The organism is Bacteroides oleiciplenus YIT 12058, assembly GCF_000315485.1.
In the GTDB taxonomy this organism is placed as follows: Bacteria; Bacteroidota; Bacteroidia; order Bacteroidales; family Bacteroidaceae; genus Bacteroides; species Bacteroides oleiciplenus.
Map to the genome: position 1 here is coordinate 124,771 of NZ_JH992940.1, position 22,205 is coordinate 146,975.

Below are 22,205 nucleotides of genomic sequence, written 5' to 3' on the forward strand. Positions count from 1 at the left end.
CGCAAGTTACGAAATAATCCTATATATGATGTTTCATTTATATGATAATTAACGCCGTATACGCCGCCTGCGACGGTGGTGGCGTTTCTTTTGTTTATAGATACTGATCCGTTTCCATACAATCCAGACAAAGAGTGCACCGAAGACTGCAAAAATAAGGAGTACAATGCCGGTGTTCAGGTTGTCGCCTTTAACGCGACTCCACATTTCGAGAACGAGTTCCGTGCGGTCGCCGAAGTCGCGAATCATGGCACATCTCTCTACTACTTTACGGTCGGGGTACTGGATAGGATTGATTTGAATGCTGTCTGCTCCGGGGCCGAAAAAATAACTGAGGTCGGAGAACAGTTCGAGGGTGGTATCAATCTTTGCCTCCATGATTTCAGCGGTTGCTACGGCGCTGACGTAACCGATGGCGTCCATGTTGCGCAGGGCGATGTCCGGCTGGCAAAGGTAGTTGATGAAGTAGCTGGCGGCTTTCACGTTACGGGCATACTTGGGGATGGCCCAGCCATCGTACCAGATGTTGCTGCCTTCACGGGGAACCGTATAGTCGAGGCTGACACCCACGGCTTCGGCTTCTTCGATGGCCCAGACGGCATCGCCGCTCCATGTGAGGTTGAGCCATGCCTTGTTCTTGGTCATCATCTCTTTGCCGAAGTCGGCTTCCCAACCGGCAATATTGGGTTTCATTGATTTCAGGTATTGCTCTGCCAGGGCGATGGCTTCGGGGGAATTGTCGTTCATCAGTTGCTCCACGGTGATGGTGCTGTCGGCAAGCTGGCGGGCGTGGGCGTAAATGATGGCAGTGCCATAAGCGTCGCGATAGCTGTCCTTCATCAGAATTTTACCACGGTTGACAGCATCCCAAAGGCAACCCCAGGTACTGACTTCTTCGAGAGTTTTGAATTTCTTGTTATAGAGAATGCCGGCAGTGCCCCACATGTAGGGAACAACGTAATCGTTGGTATGGCGCTCGGGTTGGCTGATTTTCTCCAATTCTTTACGGATGTAAGGGGAGATATTGGGGATGTAATCCGTGGTTTTACCAAAGTTGCGATTGATGGGGAGGAGGAGATCCTTTTTCAGCATACGCTCAATGATATATTCCGAGGGACATATGAGGTCGAAGTCTTCCTGACCACGCTCGATTTTGGTGAGCATGATTTCGTTGATATCGAATACTTGGTAGATGATGCGGATGTCTTCGCCTGTCTGCTCTTTGTACCAGGCGGGGAACTCGGCAAGGACGTTTTCGTCGATGTAGTCGGCCCAGTTGTAGACTTTAAGGACACGGCTGCGCTTCTCATCGGAGCTGGTGCAGGAGGCGAGGAGAAGGAGGCAGAGGAGGAGGGATATATATTTCTTCATTATTTTTATTCTTTCTTTGAACGTTCTGCTCTCTTGTTAATCACAATCAGCAATACTAATACCGTTATGAAGATGATGGTTGACAGCGGACGTAATTCCGGAGTCAATCCTCCCTTGCGTGCATCGGCATAAATATAGGTGGAAAGCGTTTCCAGACCTTCGTTTCCGATGGTGAAAATAGTCACAGCGAAATCATCGATGGAAAGAGTGAAGGCGAGGATAAAACCGCTTATCATTCCCGGCAGAATCTCAGGAAAGATGACCTTGCGCAATGCCTGGAAAGGCGTAGCCCCCAGATCGAGGGCAGCTTCATAAACGTTCTGATTCATCTTTTTCAGGCGTGGCATGACGCTGAGCACTACATACGGGGTACAGAAAGTGATATGTGCCAGTACCACCGTTGTGAATCCCTGCGAGATGCCGAAGCTGACAAACAACAGGAACAGCGACACACCTGTGATGATGTCTGCATTCATCATCGGTATGGCATTGGTAAAGTTCATCACCTGGCGGGCACGGGAGCGCAGGTTAAAGATGCCAATGGCTGCCAGACTACCCAGAAAAGTAGATGCCGTGGCCGCAATCAGCGCAATGGCGAACGTGTTCCAGATGGCACTCATCAGCGAGTGGTGCATGCCGCCTGTAAAGAGGGAGCTGTATAGTTTAGTGGAGAATCCGGTCCAGTTGCCCAACACCTTGGCTTCGGTGAAGGAGAAAATCATTATGATAAGGATAGGTGAATAAAGCAAAGCTAACAGCAACCACAAATATCCCTTGGCAAGTATACGTGTCATCATATCACACCTCCGCTTTCATTTTGAGCACTGTCGTCCTCGTTCGTAAATAAGGCAGTGACACCAATCAGCAACAGCATGATGAGCGACAGGGCAGCGCCGTAGTTCCACATTCCATTATAAATGCTCTCCTGCACGGTGGTACCGAACAGCTTGATATTATTCATCGTCAACAACTCGGCAATGGCAAAAGTGGAGACAGTGGGCATAAAAACCATCACCACACCGCTCATGATGCCCGGCATGGAAAGAGGCAGAATCACTTTCCGGAACACTTGCAGAGGCGTAGCCCCCAGATCCTGGGCAGCTTCTATCAGACTGCTGTCCATCTTCTGCAACGTGTTGTAGATGGGGTATATCATAAACGGCAGAAAGTTGTAGACCATACCGAACACCAGCGCACCTTCGCCCAACGGCAAGTTGAGGAAGTCGAACAGCGCCACGGTGGCAAGTGTGCGTATCAGGATGTTCACCCACATAGGCAAGATGAACAGTACGACCATGGTTTGGGAAGTGTTGAAGCGTTTCTGGCTCAGGATATATGCTGCGGGATAACCCAGTATGAAACATGCCAGCGTGGTGATGACGGCTATCCCGATGGAGTAAACAAATGTGTTGATGGCTTCGGGGTGCATCATGAACTTGCGGAAGTTGGCGAATGTAAATGCGCCTTCGGCGTCCGTGAAAGCATAGAGCACGATGAGCAATAAGGGCATCACCACGAAGATGACGAGAAACAGGGCGTAGGGAACAGTCCAGTTCCGGCGGCGCATGAAGAAGCGGGATATATTACTGAGCACTTCCTTTCTTATTAGTGGGTTCAACAATAGCAGAGGGTTTCGTCACCCGGATGTTCTGCGGAGCGATGGTGATGCCGACGCGGTCGCCGTCGTCCCAGACGTCGTTAGTATCGACAAAGATATCTTCGTCCCAGTCCGTAAACACGGTGAGATGGTAATGGTTGCCTTTGTAGAGGATGAATTTTACTTCACCTGTCAGGTGCCCGTCTTCTTCGTTGTCTTCGAGGATGACATTCTGGAAATCAATCTCTACCTGTACGTCGCTGCCCGGCTCGATGCCTTGCACTTCAGTGCACTCAAAGGTGTAACCAAGGAATTCGACGTGCTGCTCGTCAATCAGTCGTCCGGAGAAAGTGTTGCAAGTGCGTTCCTTCTTCATGACGTGGATGTCGAAGGGCTTCACAAGCAGGCCCACTTCGCGTCCGGCTTCAAAACTGTGGTAATCCTGCACCATGAATTCGTAACCTTCGTTGGTTTGCACCATCATTTCATAGTGCACGCCTTTGAAGATGCAGGAGGTGACGGTACCTGTCAGTTGGGCGGCGGCAGAGGGCTCGAAGATATAGATGTCTTCGGGGCGGAGGACGACATCAACAGGAGTGTTGACGCCGAAGCCCTTGTCCACACATTCAAATTCGTGTCCGGCAAAGGAGACTGACTTATCCTGGAGCATGAGTCCGTTCAGGATGTTACTTTCGCCGATGAAGTCGGCAACGAAAGAGTTGATGGGTTCGTTGTAAATGTCGGTCGGGGTGCCTATTTGTTGGATGCGGCCTTCGCTCATCACGACGATGGTGTCGCTCAGGGTGAGGGCTTCTTCCTGATCGTGGGTGACGTAGATGAAGGTAATACCGAGCTTCTGGTGCATCTCTTTCAGTTCCATTTGCATGTCCCGGCGCATTTTCAGGTCGAGGGCGGCGAGGGGTTCGTCCAGTAGCAACACTTCCGGCTCATTGACGATGGCGCGGGCGATGGCTACGCGCTGCTGTTGTCCGCCGGAAAGGGAGTCGACGTCACGGTCTTCGTAATCCGTCATGCCTACCATGCGGAGTGCCTGTTTTACCTTCTTGCCGATGGTGGCTTCGGGCATCTTCTTGAGTTTCAGTCCGAAAGCGATATTGTTGTACACATTCAGATGGGGGAAGAGAGCATACTTCTGGAAGACGGTGTTCACCGGACGCTGATGTGGCGGTGTTTGGGTGATGTCACGTCCACCGATGGTGATGATGCCTTCCGAGGCTGTCTGGAAACCGGCTATCAGGCGAAGCAAGGTAGTCTTGCCACAACCGGAGGGGCCCAGGATAGTTACAAATTCGCCCTTACGGACAGAGAGGTTTACATCATTCAGTACAGCCTTGTCTCCGAAGAATTTCGATACATGCTCCACACCGATGATGCAGTCAGACTTTTGCATAAGCGTTATTAAGTTTAACCCAAAAACGAATTGAACGAATTCTGCTTTTTCGAAAAAAGCGGGGCAAAGGTAGGGAATAAATCGGGAATATGAAAGAGGAGATACATCGTAAATAATGCAACGGAATATTTTGTTTCGGAAAACATTGTTATCTTTGAAGAAGATAAGCTGCATCTCAGCATAAATTTTTCATGCAAGCATGAAAGTTCTGTGTTCGATTTGCATTATCTTTGTAGCATTAATGAGTACTATTATAGTATAAGGAGACAAGAACATGGGCAACAGGATTTATCCCATCGGGATACAGAACTTTGAGAAAATTCGCAAAGAAGGGTACGTTTATGTGGATAAAACCGCATTGATGTATAAGTTGGTGAAGAGCGGCAGTTACTACTTCCTTTCCCGCCCCCGCCGTTTTGGGAAGAGCTTGCTTATTTCCACGTTCGAAGCCTATTTTGAAGCAAAACGGGACTTATTTGAAGGTCTGGCGGTGGAAACTCTGGAAAAAGACTGGGTGAAACGCCCTGTGTTGCATCTGGACTTGAATATCGGGAAATATGATACACCGGATAGTCTGGACAAGATACTGGACAGCAACTTGTCAAAGTGGGAAGAGCTTTATGGAACCGGTGTTGCTGAGAGTACCCTTGCCCTGCGCTTTGCAGGAGTTGTGGGACGAGCCTATGAGCAAAGCGGCGAGCGTGTAGCCATTCTCATCGACGAATATGACAAACCCTTGCTCCAAGCTATCGGCAATGAGGAACTGCAACGAGAATTCCGCAACACTCTGAAACCTTTCTATGGCGTACTGAAAACCATGGACGGCTGCATCAAGTTTGCCCTGCTGACGGGAGTGACCAAGTTCGGCAAAGTCAGTGTGTTCAGTGACCTGAACAATCTGAATGACATCTCCATGGACGAGCCGTTTATTTCCATCTGTGGAATCACCGAGAAAGAGATCCATCTTAATTTTGAAGAAGACCTGCACGAATTGGCAGCCGCGCAGAAAATGACGTATCAGGAAGTATGCAATGAGCTGAAAGAATGCTATGACGGTTATCACTTTACGGAAAACACTGACGGTATTTACAATCCTTTCAGTCTACTGAATACATTCTTTAAGATGAAATTCGGCAACTACTGGTTTGAAACCGGAACGCCTACCTATCTTGTGGAGTTGCTGAAACGCAATCACTACGACTTGGAGCGTATGGCGCATGAAGAAACAAATGCTGACGTGCTGAATTGTATTTATGGCGACGATGAACCCATACCGGTCATTTTCCAGAGCGGATATCTTACGATAAAGGGGTATGATAAGGAATTCGGTCTTTATCGTCTCGGTTTCCCGAACCGGGAAGTGGAAGAGGGCTTTATCAGATTTCTGATGCCATTCTATACCCGTTTCAACCAGTTGGAAGCGCCGTTTGAGATACAAAGATTTGTTCGTGAGATACGTGCCGGGCAACCTAACGCTTTCTTTAAGAGGTTGCAAAGCTTCTTTGCCGACACACCTTATGAATTGGTGAAAGACTTGGAGTTGCATTATCAAAATGTGTTGTTTATCGTCTTCAAACTGGTAGGTTTCTACACACAGGCGGAGTATCACACTTCGGAAGGGCGGGTGGACTTGGTGGTGAAGACTACCGATTACATTTACGTCATGGAATTCAAACTGGAAGGTACTGCCGAGGAAGCTTTACAACAGATAAAAGAAAAGCAGTATGCTCTTCCTTTTGAGGCAGATCCGAGGAAATTATTCAAAATAGGTGTGAATTTCAGCAATAAAACAAGGAATATAGAGAAGTGGATTGTTGAATGACAGAATGCCGCACTTCATCGTTTCCAATGCCATACTTAAATACATGTAATGCCACACTTCGTAACCGTTGAAGTGTGGCATTACGTCTGTTTAGATGTGGCATTCTACTTATTGAAGTGTGGCATTCTTATTTTATAATATGTATGCCGCTTCATGCACGCCGGCTACAGCGCGTCCGCTCGGGTCATTTTTTCCTTGTAGTGTAGCATCCCAGGCAAGGGCCTCGGCTGTGGAACATGCCACACTGGGGACGCTGGGAACACTGAGAGCTGCCGACCGGCTGGGGAAGTGCTCCTCAAAGATGCTGCGGTAATAATATTCCTCTTTGTTCTGTGGCGGATTGATGGGGAAGCGTTCGGCCACATGCTCCATCTGGTGGTCGGTGACGGCGGCAGAGGTGATGGCTTTCAGCGTATCAATCCAGTTGTAGCCCACGCCGTCCGAGAATTGTTCTTTCTGTCGCCAGGCCACGCTTGCGGGCAGCATATCCTCAAAAGCTTCGCGGACGATACGTTTCTCTACTTCTTTGCCCGGACACATCTTGACGGCGGGACTCAGGCTCATGGCCACATCCAGGAATTCTTTGTCAAGGAAAGGTACACGCCCTTCCACACCCCATGCAGCAAGGCTCTTGTTGGCACGCAGGCAATCGTACATGTGCAGTTTGGAGAGCTTGCGCACCGTCTCTTCGTGGAAAGCCTGCGGGGTGGGTGCTTTGTGAAAGTAGAGGTATCCGCCGAAAACTTCGTCGGCCCCTTCGCCACTGAGCACCATTTTGATGCCCATACTCTTGATGACACGCGCCAGCAAGTACATCGGTGTGGAAGCGCGGACAGTGGTGACATCGTAGGTTTCGATGAAATAAATCACATCGCGCAGGGCGTCGAGGCCTTCCTGCACGGTGTAGTTGATTTCGTGGTGAACGGTGCCGATATACTGGGCCACTTCACGAGCTTTTATCAAGTCCGGTGCACCACGCAGGCCGACGGCGAAGGAATGGAGTTGCGGCCACCAGGCTTCGCTTTGGTTGTTGGTTTCGATGCGTTTGCGGGCGTACTTTTTGGCAATGGCGGAGATGACGGAGGAGTCGAGCCCACCGGAAAGGAGTACCCCGTAAGGAACATCGGACATGAGCTGGCGCTGTACGGCAGCTTCAAGAGAGAGCTTTACATTGTCTATTTCCTGACGTGTGGCATGGCGGGCGGCGGTGTCGTCTGACTTTACGGTGTCATATTCGGTCCAGTCGCGCTTGTACCAGCGTTGCATTTTGCCTTCGCTGCCCCGGTAGTAATGACCGGGAAGGAAGGGCTCGTATTCGTCGCAGAAGCCTTCGAGGGCTTTCAGTTCGCTGCCCACGTAGATGTGGCCTTCGTCGTCACGACCTATATAGAGGGGAATAACTCCAATAGGGTCGCGGGCAATGAGGAAATCATCAGTTTCTTCATCATAGAGGGCGAAGGCGAAGATGCCGTTCAACTCTTCGAGAAAGTCAATGCCTTTGTCTTTGTAGAGGGCGAGGATAACTTCGCAGTCCGAACCTGTCCGGAAAGCGTATTTTCCGGCATAACGGGCACGGATTTCGCGATGGTTATAGATTTCACCGTTCACGGCGAGGATTTGCCTGTTGTTCGATGAATACAAAGGCTGTCCACCGCTTTCGGGGTCGACGATGGAAAGACGTTCGTGTGCCAGAATGGCACTGCCACCTACGTAGATACCACTCCAGTCGGGTCCGCGGTGACGGATTTTCTGCGCCATTTTCAGCGCTTTGCGTCTCAATTCCTGGGATTGAGATTGGATGTTGAAGATACCTGCTATTCCACACATGATGTTTAGTGATTAGGGGTTAGTGTTTAGTGATAAGTATTTAGTGATAAGTGTTTAGTGATAAGTGATAAGCACCAATAGCGCAGCCTACTAATCACTCATCACTAAACACTCATCACTTATTTAAGTATTCATCTACTTTCTGCGCTGCCTTGCGTCCGTCAGCCAGCGCATGCACCACGAGACTCGCACCTCTGGCAGCATCTCCTGCCACAAACACGTTCTCCGGGAACTCCGGTTGTTCCGGTTTCAGGAAGCCCATAGCCAGCAGCACCATGTCGGCGTCGATGACTTCTTTCTTTCCAGTGGGCTTCATAGTGGGGCGTCCGCCATCCTGTGCCGTTGCCCATTCCACTTCTTCCACTTCTACGCCGCAGACTTTGCCGTTCTTCCCAATGAATTGGTTGGAAGCAAGGCTCCAGCGACGGGTACATCCTTCTTCGTGGCTTGAAGTCGTTTTCAGTACAACGGGCCATTGCGGCCAGGGAGTAGAGGCATTGTGTCCTACGGGAGGTTGCGGCATGATTTCTATCTGCGTCACGCTCGCGGCTCCTTGGCGGATGCTTGTGCCGATGCAATCCGACCCAGTATCTCCACCACCGATGACGAGGACTTTCTTCCCTTTGGCATTCACCAGTTTATCCTTCGGAAAGGTTTCTCCGTCAAGGATGTGGTTCTGCTGTGCCAGCATTTCAAGGGCGAAGTGGATACCTTTCAGCTCGCGTCCGGGGATGGCGAGGTCGCGTGCCTGCGGGGTTCCGGTGCAGATGCAGTAGGCGTCGAAGCCTGCGGGAAGTTTCTGCACATCTACCGTTACGCCCATCTCAAATTGAATACCTTCGGCTTCGAGCACCCGCATGCGGCGGTCGATTACTGCTTTATCGAGTTTAAAATTAGGAATACCATAGCGCAATAATCCGCCGGGCATGGGTTTGCTGTCGAAAATAGTTATTTCATACCCCCGGGCATTCAGTCGGCATGCGGCAGACAATCCGGCAGGACCGGCGCCGATGATGGCCACCCGCTTTCCATTGCGTTCGGGGCGGATAGGAGTGATATAGCCCTCGCGGAAGGCCGCTTCGGCAATGGCGGCTTCATTCTCACGGATAGTGACGGGCTCGTCGCAAGAGAGTTTCAGTACACATGATTTCTCGCAGAGGGCGGGGCAGATGCGTCCCGTGAACTCGGGAAAGTCGTTGGTGGTGGCGAGAACTTCGTAAGCCTCACGCCACCGGCCTTTATAGAGTGCGTCTTGAAATTCGGGTTGCTTGTTGCCCAGCGGACATGCCCAGTGGCAAAAGGGGACACCGCAGTCCATGCAACGGGATGCCTGAAGTTTGCGGTCGTGGCTGTTCAAAGTCTGTTCCACCTGACTGAAGTCGGTGATGCGTTCGTGGACAGGGCGGTAACCCGCTTCCTGCCGTGGTATGGTTAAGAATGCTTTTGGATTTCCCATGATTGGACAAATTGTTAGGTTTTAATTATTAATTAATAATCGCGTTGCATCTCCGCAATCTTCTGTTGCAGCTTCCGCATCTGTTCCTCTTGCAGTACTTTCTTGTACTCGATGGGGACTACCTGAATAAACTCATCCACGTAGCGGTTCCAGTCGTCAAGCATCGTGCGTGCCAGATTGGAGCCTGTGTAGAGGTAGTGCTGGCGGACAAGCTCGTGCAATTCCTTGCGGTATGAAGCTTCTTCGATGAGTGAGAGTTCCACCATTTCCATATTGCAGAAATAATCGAAGTTACCGTCCTTGTTCCAGACGTAAGCCACACCGCCCGACATACCGGCTGCGAAGTTGCGTCCCGTAGAGCCGAGGACTACGACACGTCCGCCCGTCATATACTCGCAACAGTGGTCTCCCACGCCCTCCACTACGGCAGTGGCGCCGGAGTTGCGGACGGCAAAACGTTCGCCTACGCGGCCGTTGATATATACTTCACCACTTGTGGCACCATAAAGCAAGGTGTTTCCGGCAATGGTATTCTTTTCGGCCTGGAAGTTACTACGCACCGGAGGCAGAACGGCGATGCGTCCGCCCGACAGTCCTTTGCCGAGGTAATCGTTTGCTTCACCTTCCAGCTTGAAGTTAACACCCGCTACAAGGAATGCGCCGAAACTCTGCCCTGCCGAACCTTTGAATTTCACGTTCAGCGTGTGTGCTGGCAGACCTACCTCACCATACTTTGCGGCAATGGCACCGGAGAGCATCGCTCCGCAGGCACGGTCAGTGTTGGCAATGGTGTATTCCAGTGAGATTTCTTTCTGGCTCTCCAAGGCTTCGGCGGCGGCATGTAGCATTTCCACGTCTTTCACGTGGTCGATGCCATGTTGCTGGTCGATGGTGTGGCGAATGGCGGCATCGTTCGGGATGCGTGCCAAAAGCTTGGAAAAGTCGAGAAGCTCAAATTTCGGGTTCTCCTCTATTGCCTTTTCTCCTTGTCCCTTTCTTACGATAAGGTCGGTGCGTCCGATGATGTCATCCAGACGTTCCACGCCGATTTCAGCAAGATACTCGCGTACTTCCTGTGCCAGAAAGGTGAAGAAGTTCACCAGATATTCGCTCCGTCCGTGGAAACGCTTGCGCAGTTCTTCATTCTGCGTTGCCACACCTACGGGACAGGTATTCTGATGGCATTTACGCATCATGACGCAACCCAGCACAATCAATGCGCTGGTGGCGAAACCGAATTCCTCGGCTCCCAGCATTGCCATCAGCACGATGTCGCGGCCTGTCTTCAGTTGTCCGTCCACTTGCAGCATCACCTGCCCGCGCAGGCCGTTCAGTACAAGTGTCTGTTGCGTCTCGCTCAGACCAAGTTCAGGCGAAATACCGGCATAGCGGATGCTGGAAGCAGGAGAAGCCCCCGTTCCCCCTTCTGCACCGGAAATAACGATGAGGTCGGCTTTGGCCTTTGCCACACCTGCGGCAATGGTTCCCACACCACTTTCCGCCACCAGTTTCACGCTGATTTTGGCACGTGGATTCACATTCTTCAAGTCGAAAATAAGCTGTGCAAGGTCTTCAATGGAATAAATGTCGTGATGGGGCGGTGGGGAAATCAGAGAGATTCCCGGTATGGAGTGGCGCGTCTTTGCAATCACCTGATCCACTTTGAAGCCCGGAAGCTGACCGCCTTCGCCCGGCTTGGCACCCTGTGCCACTTTGATTTGTATTTCATCGGCATTCACCAGATATTCCGTTGTCACGCCGAAACGCCCGGAAGCTACCTGCTTGATGGCGCTGCGCAGGGAAGTTCCGTCTTCATGCGGAGCGAAGCGGGCACTGTCTTCACCACCCTCACCGGTGTTGCTGCGGCCATGAATCTTGTTCATGGCAATAGCCATCGCTTCGTGTGCTTCCTTGCTGATAGAACCGTAGCTCATGGCACCCGTCACGAAACGGTGCATGATGCTTTCCGCCGATTCCACTTTATCAATGGGTATCGGGCTATGACGGAAATCAAGAAAATCTCTCAGAAAGATAGGTGCTTCCTTTTCGTCCACCAACCGGGTAAATTCCTTGAACTTCTTATAGCTGCCCAATCTCGTAGCCAATTGCAGGGTTGAGATGGTTTCCGGGTTCCAGGCATGCTTCTCGCCGTCTTTGCGGAAAGCGTACAAGCCATTGTTCGGAAGCAAATCCTCCATTTGTCCGGCAAAGCCATTATTGTGGAAAGCAATTGCATCCCGTGCCACCTCATCCAGACGGATACCGCCGATAGTGGACTTCAATCCGCCGAAGTAAGCGTTGCTCAGTTCTTCGCTCAATCCCACCGCCTCGAATATTTTCGCACCCCGGTAGGAGCGGATGGTGGATATACCCATCTTACTCATGATTTTGAATAATCCCTTGCAGATGGATTTGATATACTTCTTTTCTGCTGTAGCATAGTCCAGTTGGATTTCTTTCTTCGCTACCAGCCTGTCTATCACTGCAAACGCCATGTACGGATTCAGGGCGCTGGCGCCGAAACCCAGCAACAAGGCGGCGTGCATCACTTCGCGTATCTCACCGCTTTCCACTACCAGTGCCGTCTGCACGCGTTTTCCTACCGAGATGAGGTGATGGTGTACGGCACTGACAGCCAGCAATGAAGGGATGGCTGCATGGGTGGCGTCCACATCACGGTCGGTCAGTACAATGTAGTTTACGCCTTCGCTGACAGATTCTTCCGCCTGTTTGCAAAGTGTGGTGAGTGCTTCTTGCAGTCCGGCACGTCCTTTGTCTACCTCGAACAACATGGGTAGTTTCACCGTCTTGAACCCTTTGTAGCGGATATTACAAAGGATGTCCAGTTGTGCATTGTTCAGGATGGGGTGATTGAGGCGCACCATTTTACAGTGGCTTTCGCTGGGCGTGAGGATATTCATGCCTACGGCACCAATGTATTCCGTCAGTGACATCACCAGTTCCTCGCGTATCGGGTCGATGGGCGGATTGGTGACCTGTGCGAATTGCTGGCGGAAATAATTATATAGAAGTTGTGGCTTATCAGAGAGCACGGCAAGCGGCGTGTCGTTACCCATAGAGTTGATGGGTTCGGCACCCGTGGTACACATGGGGACGATGAGGCGTTCGACGTCTTCCTTGGAATAGCCGAAGGTGCGCAGCATGCGGTAATAATCGGGCACTGAATGTTCCACTTTGCGACCGCTTTTCAGCTCATCCAGTTCGATGCGGTTCGTTGCCAGCCAACTGCGATAAGGTTTGGCTTCGGCAAGTTGCTTTTTCAGTTCGCCGTCGTAGTAAATTTCTCCCTTCTCGGTGTCCACCAGCAATATCTTGCCCGGTTGCAGGCGACCTTTTTCCTTGATGTCTCCCGGTTCGAAGTCCATGACGCCTACTTCGCTTGCCACCACCATCATGTCGTTGTGTGTGATGAGGTAACGCGCCGGACGCAATCCGTTACGGTCGAGCATGCCACCTGCGAAACGTCCGTCGCTGAACAGCAGTGCGGCAGGGCCGTCCCACGGTTCCATCAGGATGGAATGGTATTCGTAGAAGGCTTTCAGGTCTTCACTGATGGGATTCTTCTCATTGAAGGATTCCGGCACCAGCATAGCCATGGCGTGGGGCAGACTCATGCCGGATATTACGAGGAATTCCAGCACATTGTCCAGTGAGGCACTGTCGCTCATGCCCGGCTGGATGATAGGGCGTATCTCTTTGATGTCGCCCAGCGAAGGGGAGGAGAGCACACTTTCGCGAGCCTCCATCCAGCCACGGTTGCCGCGGATGGTGTTGATTTCACCGTTGTGCGCCAGGAGGCGGAAGGGCTGTGCCAGTCCCCAGGTGGGGAAGGTGTTGGTGCTGAAGCGGGAGTGTACCAGTGCCAGTCCACTGGTGAAATAACTGTTGGTCAGGTCAGGGAAGTAGTTGCGCAGTTGCAGCGAAGAGAGCATGCCTTTATAAATGATGTTCTTCGTGGACAGTGAGACGATGTAGAAATCTTCCCGTGTCGGGATGTCCCCCTTGTGCACTTTGTTCTCTATTCTCTTCCTTATTATGTAGAGCTTACGATCTGCCGTTTCGCTTTCCGTAAATCCGGTGATGAAAATCTGCTTGATGTCCGGTTCGTTGGCAAGTGCCGCTTCACCCAGTATTTCGGGGCAGGTGGGCACGTTGCGCAGGTGCATCAGTGTTAATCCTTCTTTTTCAATCTCTTCGATGATGATGCTCAGAATGGCGGACTGGTCTTTTTCGTCCTTCGGCAGGAACAGAAGTCCCGTGCCGTACTTTCCCTTTTCGGGAACGGGGATACCTTGCAGGAGAATAAATTCATGCGGTATTTGCAGCATGATTCCGGCACCATCTCCGGTTTTGTTATCCGCACCTTCCGCACCGCGATGGCGCATATTTTCTAATACTTTTAATGCCGATTCCACCAACTCGTGCGATTTACCTCCGTGAATATTCACCAGCATCCCCACACCACAAGCATCATGCTCGTTTTCTGCGTCATACAAACCCAACTGATTGGGCTGTCGCTGGCAAACGGACTGTTGTCCTTGTCCGGTTCTTGGTCGACCAGTCTTTTCCTTTGTTTTGTTGTTAAAAAGTTCTTCTTTCATCCTTTTGAGTTTACTTTATTCTGTAGTAATACCTATTATTGTTATCAAATTGTTTGGCAAAGATATTGTTTTGGTTTCAAAATGATGTAATAATGGATAAAATTCTAACTTATAAAATTCCTACTAATAGGGGTTGTGTTATGGATTGAAAGAAAAATATCGTATTTTATTTTGTATTATAATTAAAACTGTTTATTTTGTAATATGTTGTAAGTTGTGCTGATCTGTATTATCAGAATCTATATCCCAATCCTATCTTCAAAGTGGGGCGTATACTCGAAGTGCCGTTGGTCGAGCCATTATATCCTACACCTCCCGCCAGATCAAGCAGAAAATGTTTCCATACCCTGCGGAATCCCCAGTAGGGGGTGATGGTGTAAATGGATGCTGCTTTCCACCCATTTGTAATGGCTATCGGGAAGGAATAGCCGAAGTTTACCGACAGATAACCTCCTGAATTGCCAAAAGTGCGTTTATCTTTCCGGTGCCGTTTTTGCAAGTTATAATAAAAACGTGGCTCTATGGCAATATCTCCGGTTACCAGATGATAGTCTTTCGTCGAGAAATAAAATCCATTGTCTGAGTCCATCTCCAGGCCCAATAATTTCCCATATGAGTAAGAACTTCCTGCACTGAACACAAGGGTTGCCCGGGGAGCAAAAGCATATTCATAACTATAAGCCAAGCCAATGCCGTTTAAAAGAATGCTATGTCCTGAGACGGTGGTACTTTGTGCTGATTTATCGCCCTTTTTATCTTGTGGGTGCGCATAAGCAGGCATGCTTAGTTGGAACATAATGAGTATAATCATTGCATAGCCGATGGCGGGCAGATAATGACGGAGGCTTTCTTCTTTTTTCATATAGTCTTTTTTTAAGTTAATAAATTAAGTATTTATCTATAAAGACATGGAGAAGTGCAAAACTCCCTACTGCTGAAGTGAAAATACCAGATATTAGGTTACAACCTTTTGCATACACTTCGGGCTTTACAACTTGCGAACAATTAATAAATCATTGTGAAGTAAAAGAAAAGCGCTATATTTGTATCACAATTGACAGCATTCAATAATAACAATATAGAAAGTTGGAGATTTTAGGAACCGATAATCAAGATATCCGCTGGAAACAACGCTTTCAGAATTATGAAAAAGCGTTCAATCGTTTATCGCGTGCAATAGAAATAGTAAGAATTACTCCTGATGATGATTTGTTACAGTCCGGACTTGTACAGACTTATGAATATACATTTGAACTTGCTTGGAAAACGTTGAAAGACTATTTAGAAATGGAAGGATTCCTTTTGCGGTCTCCTCGTGAAACCATTCGGCAAGGATTTCAAAGTGGCTATATCACAAATGCAGAAGACTGGTTGCAAGCACTGGCAGACCGTAACCTAGCCGTCCATATTTATGATGACGAAATTATAGCTCGTGTCCTTAAAGATATATACGAACGCTATTTCTTCATCCTTCAAGAATTTTACAATAACTTCAAAACCAGAATTAATGAATAGTATCCTGTGGGATAAATATGGGTTGAGTGTGGCAAACGGAAAACGAATCACCGATATTCTTTCCCAGTTTGCAGAAGTTCGGGAAGCAATTCTTTTCGGTTCACGGGCTAAGGGAAATTATAAACCCGGCTCTGACGTCGATCTTGCGGTAAAAGGTCCGATTTCTAAAGATGTATTGTCTGCTTTGCTCACAGCTTTTGAAGATTCTATATTGCCTTATTTCTTTGATGTGGTAATCTATGAACACATCACGAACAAAGCACTAAAAGAGCACATCGACCGGGTAGGTATAAGTATCTACAAACCTTTCATAACATTTTCATAAAAGGGAGTGAATCGTGTCTTTATCCCAAAGAAAGAGTAGGTCAATGGTAGTTCATATTGCCAAATTGCCACGTTGCCAAATTGCCAAAACGTTAGTCCGTGGCAATTTTATAAAGTATATGCTCCGTAGTATCTCCGTACCATCTCCGTGTAATCTCCATATCATCTCCGTATCCGGTCCGTATCAAGTCCGTACCAGCCCTCTTCCTATAGATATGGAGCAGGTACGGAGTTGGTACGGACCGGATACGGAGATGGTTATTTCTTTAAGAGTCTCTTAAATTCAGTTTTAGCCAGATGGTAACTATTACTAAAACTTTTTGAGTAGAATAAGAGCAGGATGAATATTCCGCAACTGATAGCCGCATCTGCAATGTTGAACACCGGACTAAAGAATAGGAAATGATTTCCTCCTATGAATGGTATCCAATCAGGCCAGTTAAATTCAAAAAGAGGAAAGTGGAGCATATCTACCACTTTTCCATATAGCCAGTCGGCATATCCATGTCCCAGAGGTACGAACGTTGCAATCTCGGTGAATGTACTCTTGCTGAAAATAACACCATAAAAGATACTATCAATGATATTCCCAATGGCTCCTGCCAGTATTAATGAAACACAAACAATATAGCCGCGCTTATAGTTAGCTTTTGCAAGTATGGAAATGTACCATATAATGATACCGGAAAATAAGATACGCAAAACAGTCTGGATAACCTTAGGCATTATCTGCATTCCGAAAGCCATGCCGTTGTTTTCTACAAAATGAATATAAAACCAGTCGGTGATGCGTATGCTCTCGCCATAGCTCATATTTGTTTTAACCTCTATCTTTACGATTTGGTCAATCATTAAAACTCCCAATACAACAAGAATAGAAAGCCATCCTTTAGAAAAAGTACTTTTCATATTATAGTAAAATTATAGTGTCGTTTGTTATGTGCCTCAAATGTACGAATTATATTTGATTTTTAGCGGTGAAATTGCCACCGCCTATGCAAATGACAATATGGCAACGTGGCAATTTGGCAATATGGAAAAGTGTTCCTCTTGTCGGATTGGAAGAATTTTCCGCTATCTCCTTTCAATATAAAACTAAATTTCCTTTGCTTGATATGAATTTGCAAGCAAAAGCCTTTTGCTTTAATAAGTTTGTTTTTGTTAACATTTTGACATGAAAATAACTTTTTTCTATTCTTTTGATGAATAAATTGAGAAAATATAAACTTTATGTTCCGGAGAATGCTTATCTTTGCAGCGCAGAATTAAATACTGAATATATTATGTGTGGAATAGTAGGCTATATTGGTCAAAGAAAAGCCTACCCCATTCTTATCAAGGGATTGAAGCGATTGGAGTATCGTGGATATGATAGTGCAGGGGTAGCATTAATCAGTGATAACCGACAATTAAACGTGTACAAAACGAAAGGTAAGGTTTCGGAACTGGAAACTTTCGTTACTCAAAAAGATATTTCCGGTAACATCGGAATTGCCCATACCCGTTGGGCTACGCACGGGGAACCTTGTTCCGCTAACGCCCATCCTCATTATTCTTCCTCCGAACGTTTCGCTCTCATCCACAACGGCATCATCGAAAACTACGCCGTTCTCAAAGAAAAACTTCAAGCCAAAGGCTATTCATTCAAAAGCAGTACAGACACTGAGGTACTGGTGCAACTGATAGAATTCATCCAGAAATCCAGAAACATTGATTTGCTGACTGCCGTGCAACTGGCCTTGCGCGAGGTGATAGGCGCTTATGCTATTGCCGTACTGGATAAAGACAACCCGGATGAGATTATTGCCGCCCGCAAGAGCAGTCCGCTGGTGGTGGGTATCGGTGAAGATGAATTCTTCCTGGCTTCGGATGCTACGCCCATCGTGGAATATACGGACAAAGTGGTGTATCTGGAAGATGAAGAGATTGCCGTGATACGTCGCGGGGAGCAACTGAAAGTGGTGAACCTGAAAAATGTGGAGTGTCCTCACGAAGTGAAGACGGTGGCACTGAACCTAGGGCAGTTGGAGAAGGGCGGATATCCGCACTTTATGCTGAAGGAGATTTTTGAGCAACCCGATTGCATTCACGACTGTATGCGCGGACGCATCAATGTGGAGCATACGAATGTGGTGCTTTCCGCCGTGATAGATTATAAAGAACGCTTGCTGGCGGCTAAACGCTTCGTTATCGTGGCGTGCGGCACTTCCTGGCACGCTGCCCTCATCGGGAAACATCTGATAGAAAGCCTTTGCCGCATACCGGTGGAGGTGGAGTATGCTTCGGAGTTCCGCTACCGCGACCCGGTGATTGATAGCAACGATGTAGTGATTGCAATCTCACAAAGTGGGGAGACGGCGGATACATTGGCTGCTGTGGAGTTGGCACGGAGTCGTGGAGCGTTTATTTACGGCATTTGCAATGCTATCGGTTCATCTATTCCGAGGGCTACACACACAGGCTCTTACATCCACGTGGGGCCGGAAATCGGCGTAGCATCTACCAAGGCATTTACGGGACAGGTGACTGTGCTTACCATGCTGGCATTGACGCTTGCCAAAGAGAAAAACACCATAGGTGAGGAGCAGTATCTTGCCATCGTAGAGGAATTGAACCGCATCCCCGACAAAATGAAAGAGGTGCTGGAACTGAACAAGGATATTGCTGAGCTTTCCAAGATATTCACTTATGCCCATAACTTCATTTATCTGGGGCGTGGTTATTCCTATCCCGTAGCCCTGGAAGGTGCATTGAAACTGAAGGAAATCTCTTATATTCATGCCGAAGGGTATCCGGCTGCTGAGATGAAGCACGGACCTATCGCACTGGTGGATGCGGAGATGCCGGTGGTGGTGATTGCTACGCAGAACGGGCTTTATGAGAAAGTACTGAGTAATATTCAGGAGATAAAGGCGCGCAAGGGCAAAGTGATTGCTCTGGTAACGAAAGGGGATACGGTCATCAGTAAGATTGCCGATACTTGTATTGAGCTGCCGGAAACAATTGAGTGTCTCGACCCGTTGATTACTACGGTACCCTTGCAATTACTGGCTTATCACATTGCCGTGTGTAAAGGCATGGATGTGGATCAGCCCCGTAATCTGGCGAAAAGCGTAACTGTTGAATAATAGATTCATGCAGAATAGATGCTAAACTCTATAAACTCTGTATTTTAATTGCTAAATTCGCATTTGCAAAACTTATAAACAATAACGTATAAGATGGAAGAACTGAAGCATGAATGTGGCGTCGCCATGATACGCCTGTTGAAACCTCTGGAATACTACGAACAGAAGTATGGCACATGGATGTACGGTTTGAACAAACTCTATCTCTTGATGGAGAAACAGCATAACCGCGGACAGGAAGGTGCAGGACTGGCTTGCGTAAAGCTGGAAGCCAATCCCGGTGAAGAATACATGTTTCGCGAGCGTGCACTCGGTTCGAGCGCCATTACCGAAATATTCGATACGGTGCAGAGCAACTTTAAAGATTTGACAAAAGAACAATTGCACGATGCAGAATATGCAAAGAGCGTACTTCCCTTTGCAGGTGAGGTTTACATGGGACACCTGCGTTATTCCACTACCGGGAAGAGCGGCATTTCTTATGTGCATCCTTTTCTGAGGCGGAACAACTGGCGTGCGAAGAATCTTGCCCTTTGCGGCAATTTCAATATGACGAACGTGGACGAGATTTTTGCCCGTATCACTGCCATAGGCCAGCATCCGCGCAAGTATGCCGATACTTACATCATGCTTGAACAGGTGGGCCATCGCCTCGACCGTGAGGTAGAGCGCCTCTTCAACCTTGCCGAAGCCGAAGGACTGACGGGCATGGGTGTGACCCATTATATTGAAGACCACATCGACCTGGCAAACGTGCTTCGCACTTCAAGCAAAGAGTGGGACGGGGGCTACGTGATATGCGGACTGACCGGAAGCGGCGAGACTTTCGCCGTACGTGACCCGTGGGGTATCCGTCCGGCATTCTGGTATCAGGACGAAGAAATAGCGGTGCTTGCCAGTGAGCGTCCTGTGATACAGACCGCCCTCAATGTGCCGGCAGGCAGCGTTAAAGAACTGATGCCGGGACAGGCTTTGCTGATAAACAAGGCGGGCAAGTTGCGTACCACACAAATCAACAAGGTGCGCGAACTGAAACCCTGCTCTTTCGAGCGCATCTACTTCTCCCGGGGCAGCGATGTGGACATCTACAAGGAACGTAAACTATTAGGTGAGAAACTGGTACCTAACATCCTGAAAGCCATCAATAACGATGTAGATCATACCGTTTTTTCATTCATCCCGAACACAGCGGAGGTTGCCTTTTACGGCATGCTTCAGGGACTGGATGATTACCTGAATGAAGAGAAGGTGCGGCGGATAGCCTCATTGGGACATAGCCCCAACCTGGAAGAACTGGAACAGATACTTTCCCGCCGCATCCGCAGTGAGAAGGTTGCCATCAAGGATATCAAGCTTCGCACATTCATCGCAGAGGGGAACAGCCGGAACGACTTGGCTGCGCACGTGTATGATATTACTTACGGCAGTCTTGTGCCGGGTGTGGATAATCTTGTCATCATCGACGACAGCATTGTGCGTGGAACAACGCTTAAACAAAGCATTATCGGCATCCTCGACCGCTTGAATCCGAAGAAGATTGTGATTGTTTCTTCTTCTCCGCAGGTGCGTTACCCCGACTACTACGGCATAGACATGGCGAAAATGAGCGAATTTATCGCTTTCAAGGCTGCCATCGAGTTGCTGAAAGACCGGGATATGAAAGATGTGATTGCCGCCGCTTATCGCAAGTCGAAAGACCAGGTGGGAGTGCCGAAGGAACAGATGGTGAACTACGTGAAGGAAATCTATGCGCCCTTCACCGATGAGGAAATCTCTGCCAAGATGGTGGAACTGCTGACGCCTGCGGGAACGAAGGCCAAAGTGGAAATCGTGTACCAGCCTTTGCAGGGACTGCATGAAGCATGCCCCAAGCATCGGGGCGACTGGTACTTCAGTGGTGATTATCCCACGCCGGGCGGGGTGAAGCTGCTGAACAATGCATTTATTGATTATATAGAACAAGTCTATCAATTTTAACGAAATAGTGTTTAGTGATAAGTGATTAACGTTAATCACTTATCACTAAACACTAATCACTAACTAACATGAGAAATGTAACTCTTATCCTCGACGACGGGAGCCGCTTCCACGGCAAGTCGTTTGGCTACGAAAAGCCGGTAGCGGGAGAGGTGGTTTTCAACACAGCTATGTCGGGGTATCCCGAAAGCCTGACAGACCCCTCGTATGCCGGACAGTTGATGACGCTCACTTATCCGTTGGTGGGCAATTATGGTGTACCGCCTTTCACTATCGAATCGAACGGGCTGGCTACTTTCATGGAGAGTGAACGCATTCATGCGGAAGCCATCATTGTAAGCGATTATTCGGAAGACTTTAGTCACTGGAACGCTGTGGAGAGCCTTAGCGACTGGTTGAAACGCGAACAGGTGCCGGGCATCACGGGCATCGATACGCGCGAACTGACGAAGGTGCTGCGTGAACATGGTGTAATGATGGGCAAGATTGTTTTTGACGATGAACCGGAGAATGCACCTGAAGCCATTTATGCTGGGGTGAACTATGTGGATAAAGTGAGTTGCAAAGAGGTGATCCGCTACAATGAAGGGGCGGGCAAGAAAAAAGTGGTACTGGTGGATTGCGGTGTGAAAACCAACATCATCCGCTGCCTGCTGAAAAGGGATGTGGAAGTCATCCGTGTGCCCTGGGATTATGATTACAACGGATTGGAATTCGACGGACTTTTCATCAGCAACGGTCCGGGCGATCCGGATACATGCGATGCTGCTGTGCAGAATATCCGTAAGGCGATGGAAAATGAAAAGTTGCCCATCTTCGGGATTTGTATGGGAAACCAGTTGCTGAGCAAGGCAGGCGGAGCAAAGATTTATAAACTGAAGTATGGTCATCGCAGCCACAACCAGCCGGTGCGTATGGTGGGCACGGAGCGTTGTTTCATTACTTCGCAGAACCACGGTTATGCAGTGGACAACAACACGCTGACTGAGGACTGGGAACCGCTGTTCATCAATATGAACGATGGCTCCAACGAGGGTATCAGGCATAAAAAGAACCCCTGGTTTTCTGCACAGTTCCACCCGGAAGCTGCCAGCGGACCGACGGACACGGAGTTCTTGTTTGATGAGTTTGTGAAACTATTATAAGATAAAGACA

General features: G+C 48.8%; 16 protein-coding genes. 7 read left to right on the forward strand and 9 right to left on the reverse strand.

All coding sequences use genetic code 11. The features are described from left to right. Positions 1-48: 48 nt before the first annotated feature. From HMPREF9447_RS00525 to potA, 4 genes are read right to left on the reverse strand one after another with little or no spacing between them, the layout of a single operon-like run. Positions 49-1,371 carry an ABC transporter substrate-binding protein gene (locus HMPREF9447_RS00525; RefSeq protein ID WP_009127244.1) on the reverse strand — a complete coding sequence of 441 codons (1,323 nt, stop codon included), beginning with the start codon at positions 1,369-1,371 and terminating at the stop codon, positions 49-51. A gap of 5 nt (positions 1,372-1,376) precedes the next feature. Further along, positions 1,377-2,168 (reverse strand): ABC transporter permease, encoded by a 792-nt coding sequence (locus tag HMPREF9447_RS00530; protein WP_009127245.1) that lies wholly within the window; start codon positions 2,166-2,168, stop codon positions 1,377-1,379. Then, entirely contained in the window at positions 2,165-2,938 is a 774-nt protein-coding gene (locus HMPREF9447_RS00535; protein ID WP_044137269.1) for an ABC transporter permease, read from the reverse strand. The genes HMPREF9447_RS00530 and HMPREF9447_RS00535 overlap by 4 nt, the downstream gene beginning before the upstream one ends. Positions 2,939-2,954: 16 nt before the next feature. Beyond that, positions 2,955-4,379, reverse strand: a complete 1,425-nt coding sequence (gene potA / locus HMPREF9447_RS00540) for a polyamine ABC transporter ATP-binding protein (protein WP_044137609.1) — start codon at positions 4,377-4,379, stop codon at positions 2,955-2,957. A gap of 274 nt (positions 4,380-4,653) precedes the next feature. Here potA and HMPREF9447_RS00545 point away from each other — a divergent pair, with 274 nt between their 5' ends. Then, positions 4,654-6,201: an ATP-binding protein gene (locus HMPREF9447_RS00545; RefSeq protein WP_009127248.1), complete on the forward strand. Its 1,548-nt coding sequence runs from the start codon at positions 4,654-4,656 to the stop codon at positions 6,199-6,201. 132 nt (positions 6,202-6,333) lie between these two features. Here the strand turns inward: HMPREF9447_RS00545 and asnB are convergent, their stop codons facing one another. The 4 genes from asnB to HMPREF9447_RS00565 all read right to left on the reverse strand — a co-directional run bounded on the left by asnB (position 6,334) and on the right by HMPREF9447_RS00565 (position 14,968). After that, positions 6,334-8,028 carry an asparagine synthase B gene (gene asnB, locus HMPREF9447_RS00550; RefSeq protein WP_009127250.1) on the reverse strand — a complete coding sequence of 565 codons (1,695 nt, stop codon included), beginning with the start codon at positions 8,026-8,028 and terminating at the stop codon, positions 6,334-6,336. A 115-nt stretch (positions 8,029-8,143) separates the two neighbouring features. Beyond that, positions 8,144-9,484 carry a glutamate synthase subunit beta gene (locus HMPREF9447_RS00555; protein WP_009127251.1) on the reverse strand — a complete coding sequence of 447 codons (1,341 nt, stop codon included), beginning with the start codon at positions 9,482-9,484 and terminating at the stop codon, positions 8,144-8,146. 32 nt (positions 9,485-9,516) lie between these two features. After that, a complete protein-coding gene (gene gltB, locus HMPREF9447_RS00560) occupies positions 9,517-14,106 on the reverse strand; it encodes a glutamate synthase large subunit (RefSeq protein ID WP_009127252.1) in 4,590 nt (1,529 codons plus the stop codon). Between the two features lie 232 nt (positions 14,107-14,338). After that, positions 14,339-14,968: a hypothetical protein gene (locus HMPREF9447_RS00565; protein WP_009127253.1), complete on the reverse strand. Its 630-nt coding sequence runs from the start codon at positions 14,966-14,968 to the stop codon at positions 14,339-14,341. Between the two features lie 224 nt (positions 14,969-15,192). On the opposite strand from HMPREF9447_RS00565, the gene HMPREF9447_RS00570 reads away from it, so the two are divergent. From HMPREF9447_RS00570 to HMPREF9447_RS28885, 3 genes are read left to right on the forward strand one after another with little or no spacing between them, the layout of a single operon-like run. After that, positions 15,193-15,621, forward strand: coding sequence for a nucleotidyltransferase substrate binding protein (locus HMPREF9447_RS00570; RefSeq protein ID WP_009127254.1), 429 nt, complete (start codon positions 15,193-15,195; stop codon positions 15,619-15,621). Further along, entirely contained in the window at positions 15,614-15,946 is a 333-nt protein-coding gene (locus HMPREF9447_RS00575; RefSeq protein ID WP_009127255.1) for a nucleotidyltransferase family protein, read from the forward strand. The genes HMPREF9447_RS00570 and HMPREF9447_RS00575 overlap by 8 nt, the downstream gene beginning before the upstream one ends. Positions 15,947-15,989: 43 nt before the next feature. After that, the gene (locus tag HMPREF9447_RS28885) at positions 15,990-16,226 is read left to right on the forward strand and encodes a hypothetical protein (RefSeq protein ID WP_009127256.1); all 237 of its coding nucleotides are present in this window, start codon (positions 15,990-15,992) and stop codon (positions 16,224-16,226) included. Here HMPREF9447_RS28885 and HMPREF9447_RS00580 read toward each other — a convergent pair. After that, the gene (locus HMPREF9447_RS00580; RefSeq protein ID WP_009127257.1) at positions 16,204-16,854 is read right to left on the reverse strand and encodes a lipoprotein signal peptidase; all 651 of its coding nucleotides are present in this window, start codon (positions 16,852-16,854) and stop codon (positions 16,204-16,206) included. The genes HMPREF9447_RS28885 and HMPREF9447_RS00580 overlap by 23 nt on opposite strands. 374 nt (positions 16,855-17,228) lie before the next feature. On the opposite strand from HMPREF9447_RS00580, the gene glmS reads away from it, so the two are divergent. From glmS to carA, 3 genes are all read left to right on the forward strand, one after another. Beyond that, positions 17,229-19,073, forward strand: coding sequence for a glutamine--fructose-6-phosphate transaminase (isomerizing) (gene glmS / locus HMPREF9447_RS00590; protein ID WP_044137613.1), 1,845 nt, complete (start codon positions 17,229-17,231; stop codon positions 19,071-19,073). 93 nt (positions 19,074-19,166) lie between these two features. Beyond that, a complete protein-coding gene (locus tag HMPREF9447_RS00595) occupies positions 19,167-21,050 on the forward strand; it encodes an amidophosphoribosyltransferase (protein WP_009127260.1) in 1,884 nt (627 codons plus the stop codon). Between the two features lie 68 nt (positions 21,051-21,118). Beyond that, positions 21,119-22,195 carry a glutamine-hydrolyzing carbamoyl-phosphate synthase small subunit gene (gene carA / locus HMPREF9447_RS00600; protein ID WP_009127261.1) on the forward strand — a complete coding sequence of 359 codons (1,077 nt, stop codon included), beginning with the start codon at positions 21,119-21,121 and terminating at the stop codon, positions 22,193-22,195. Positions 22,196-22,205 lie beyond the last annotated feature (10 nt).

Excerpts from the sequence above, each read along its gene's own strand:
- HMPREF9447_RS00525 (WP_009127244.1), bottom strand. The coding sequence starts at position 1,371 with ATGAAGAAATATATATCCCTCCTCCTCTGCCTCCTTCTCCTCGCCTCC.
- HMPREF9447_RS00530 (WP_009127245.1), bottom strand. The coding sequence starts at position 2,168 with ATGATGACACGTATACTTGCCAAGGGATATTTGTGGTTGCTGTTAGCT.
- HMPREF9447_RS00535 (WP_044137269.1), bottom strand. The coding sequence starts at position 2,938 with ATGCGCCGCCGGAACTGGACTGTTCCCTACGCCCTGTTTCTCGTCATC.
- potA (WP_044137609.1), bottom strand. The coding sequence starts at position 4,379 with ATGCAAAAGTCTGACTGCATCATCGGTGTGGAGCATGTATCGAAATTC.
- HMPREF9447_RS00545 (WP_009127248.1), top strand. The coding sequence starts at position 4,654 with ATGGGCAACAGGATTTATCCCATCGGGATACAGAACTTTGAGAAAATT.
- asnB (WP_009127250.1), bottom strand. The coding sequence starts at position 8,028 with ATGTGTGGAATAGCAGGTATCTTCAACATCCAATCTCAATCCCAGGAA.
- HMPREF9447_RS00555 (WP_009127251.1), bottom strand. The coding sequence starts at position 9,484 with ATGGGAAATCCAAAAGCATTCTTAACCATACCACGGCAGGAAGCGGGT.
- gltB (WP_009127252.1), bottom strand. The coding sequence starts at position 14,106 with ATGAAAGAAGAACTTTTTAACAACAAAACAAAGGAAAAGACTGGTCGA.
- HMPREF9447_RS00565 (WP_009127253.1), bottom strand. The coding sequence starts at position 14,968 with ATGAAAAAAGAAGAAAGCCTCCGTCATTATCTGCCCGCCATCGGCTAT.
- HMPREF9447_RS00575 (WP_009127255.1), top strand. The coding sequence starts at position 15,614 with ATGAATAGTATCCTGTGGGATAAATATGGGTTGAGTGTGGCAAACGGA.
- HMPREF9447_RS28885 (WP_009127256.1), top strand. The coding sequence starts at position 15,990 with ATGGTAGTTCATATTGCCAAATTGCCACGTTGCCAAATTGCCAAAACG.
- HMPREF9447_RS00580 (WP_009127257.1), bottom strand. The coding sequence starts at position 16,854 with ATGAAAAGTACTTTTTCTAAAGGATGGCTTTCTATTCTTGTTGTATTG.
- glmS (WP_044137613.1), top strand. The coding sequence starts at position 17,229 with ATGTGTGGAATAGTAGGCTATATTGGTCAAAGAAAAGCCTACCCCATT.
- HMPREF9447_RS00595 (WP_009127260.1), top strand. The coding sequence starts at position 19,167 with ATGGAAGAACTGAAGCATGAATGTGGCGTCGCCATGATACGCCTGTTG.
- carA (WP_009127261.1), top strand. The coding sequence starts at position 21,119 with ATGAGAAATGTAACTCTTATCCTCGACGACGGGAGCCGCTTCCACGGC.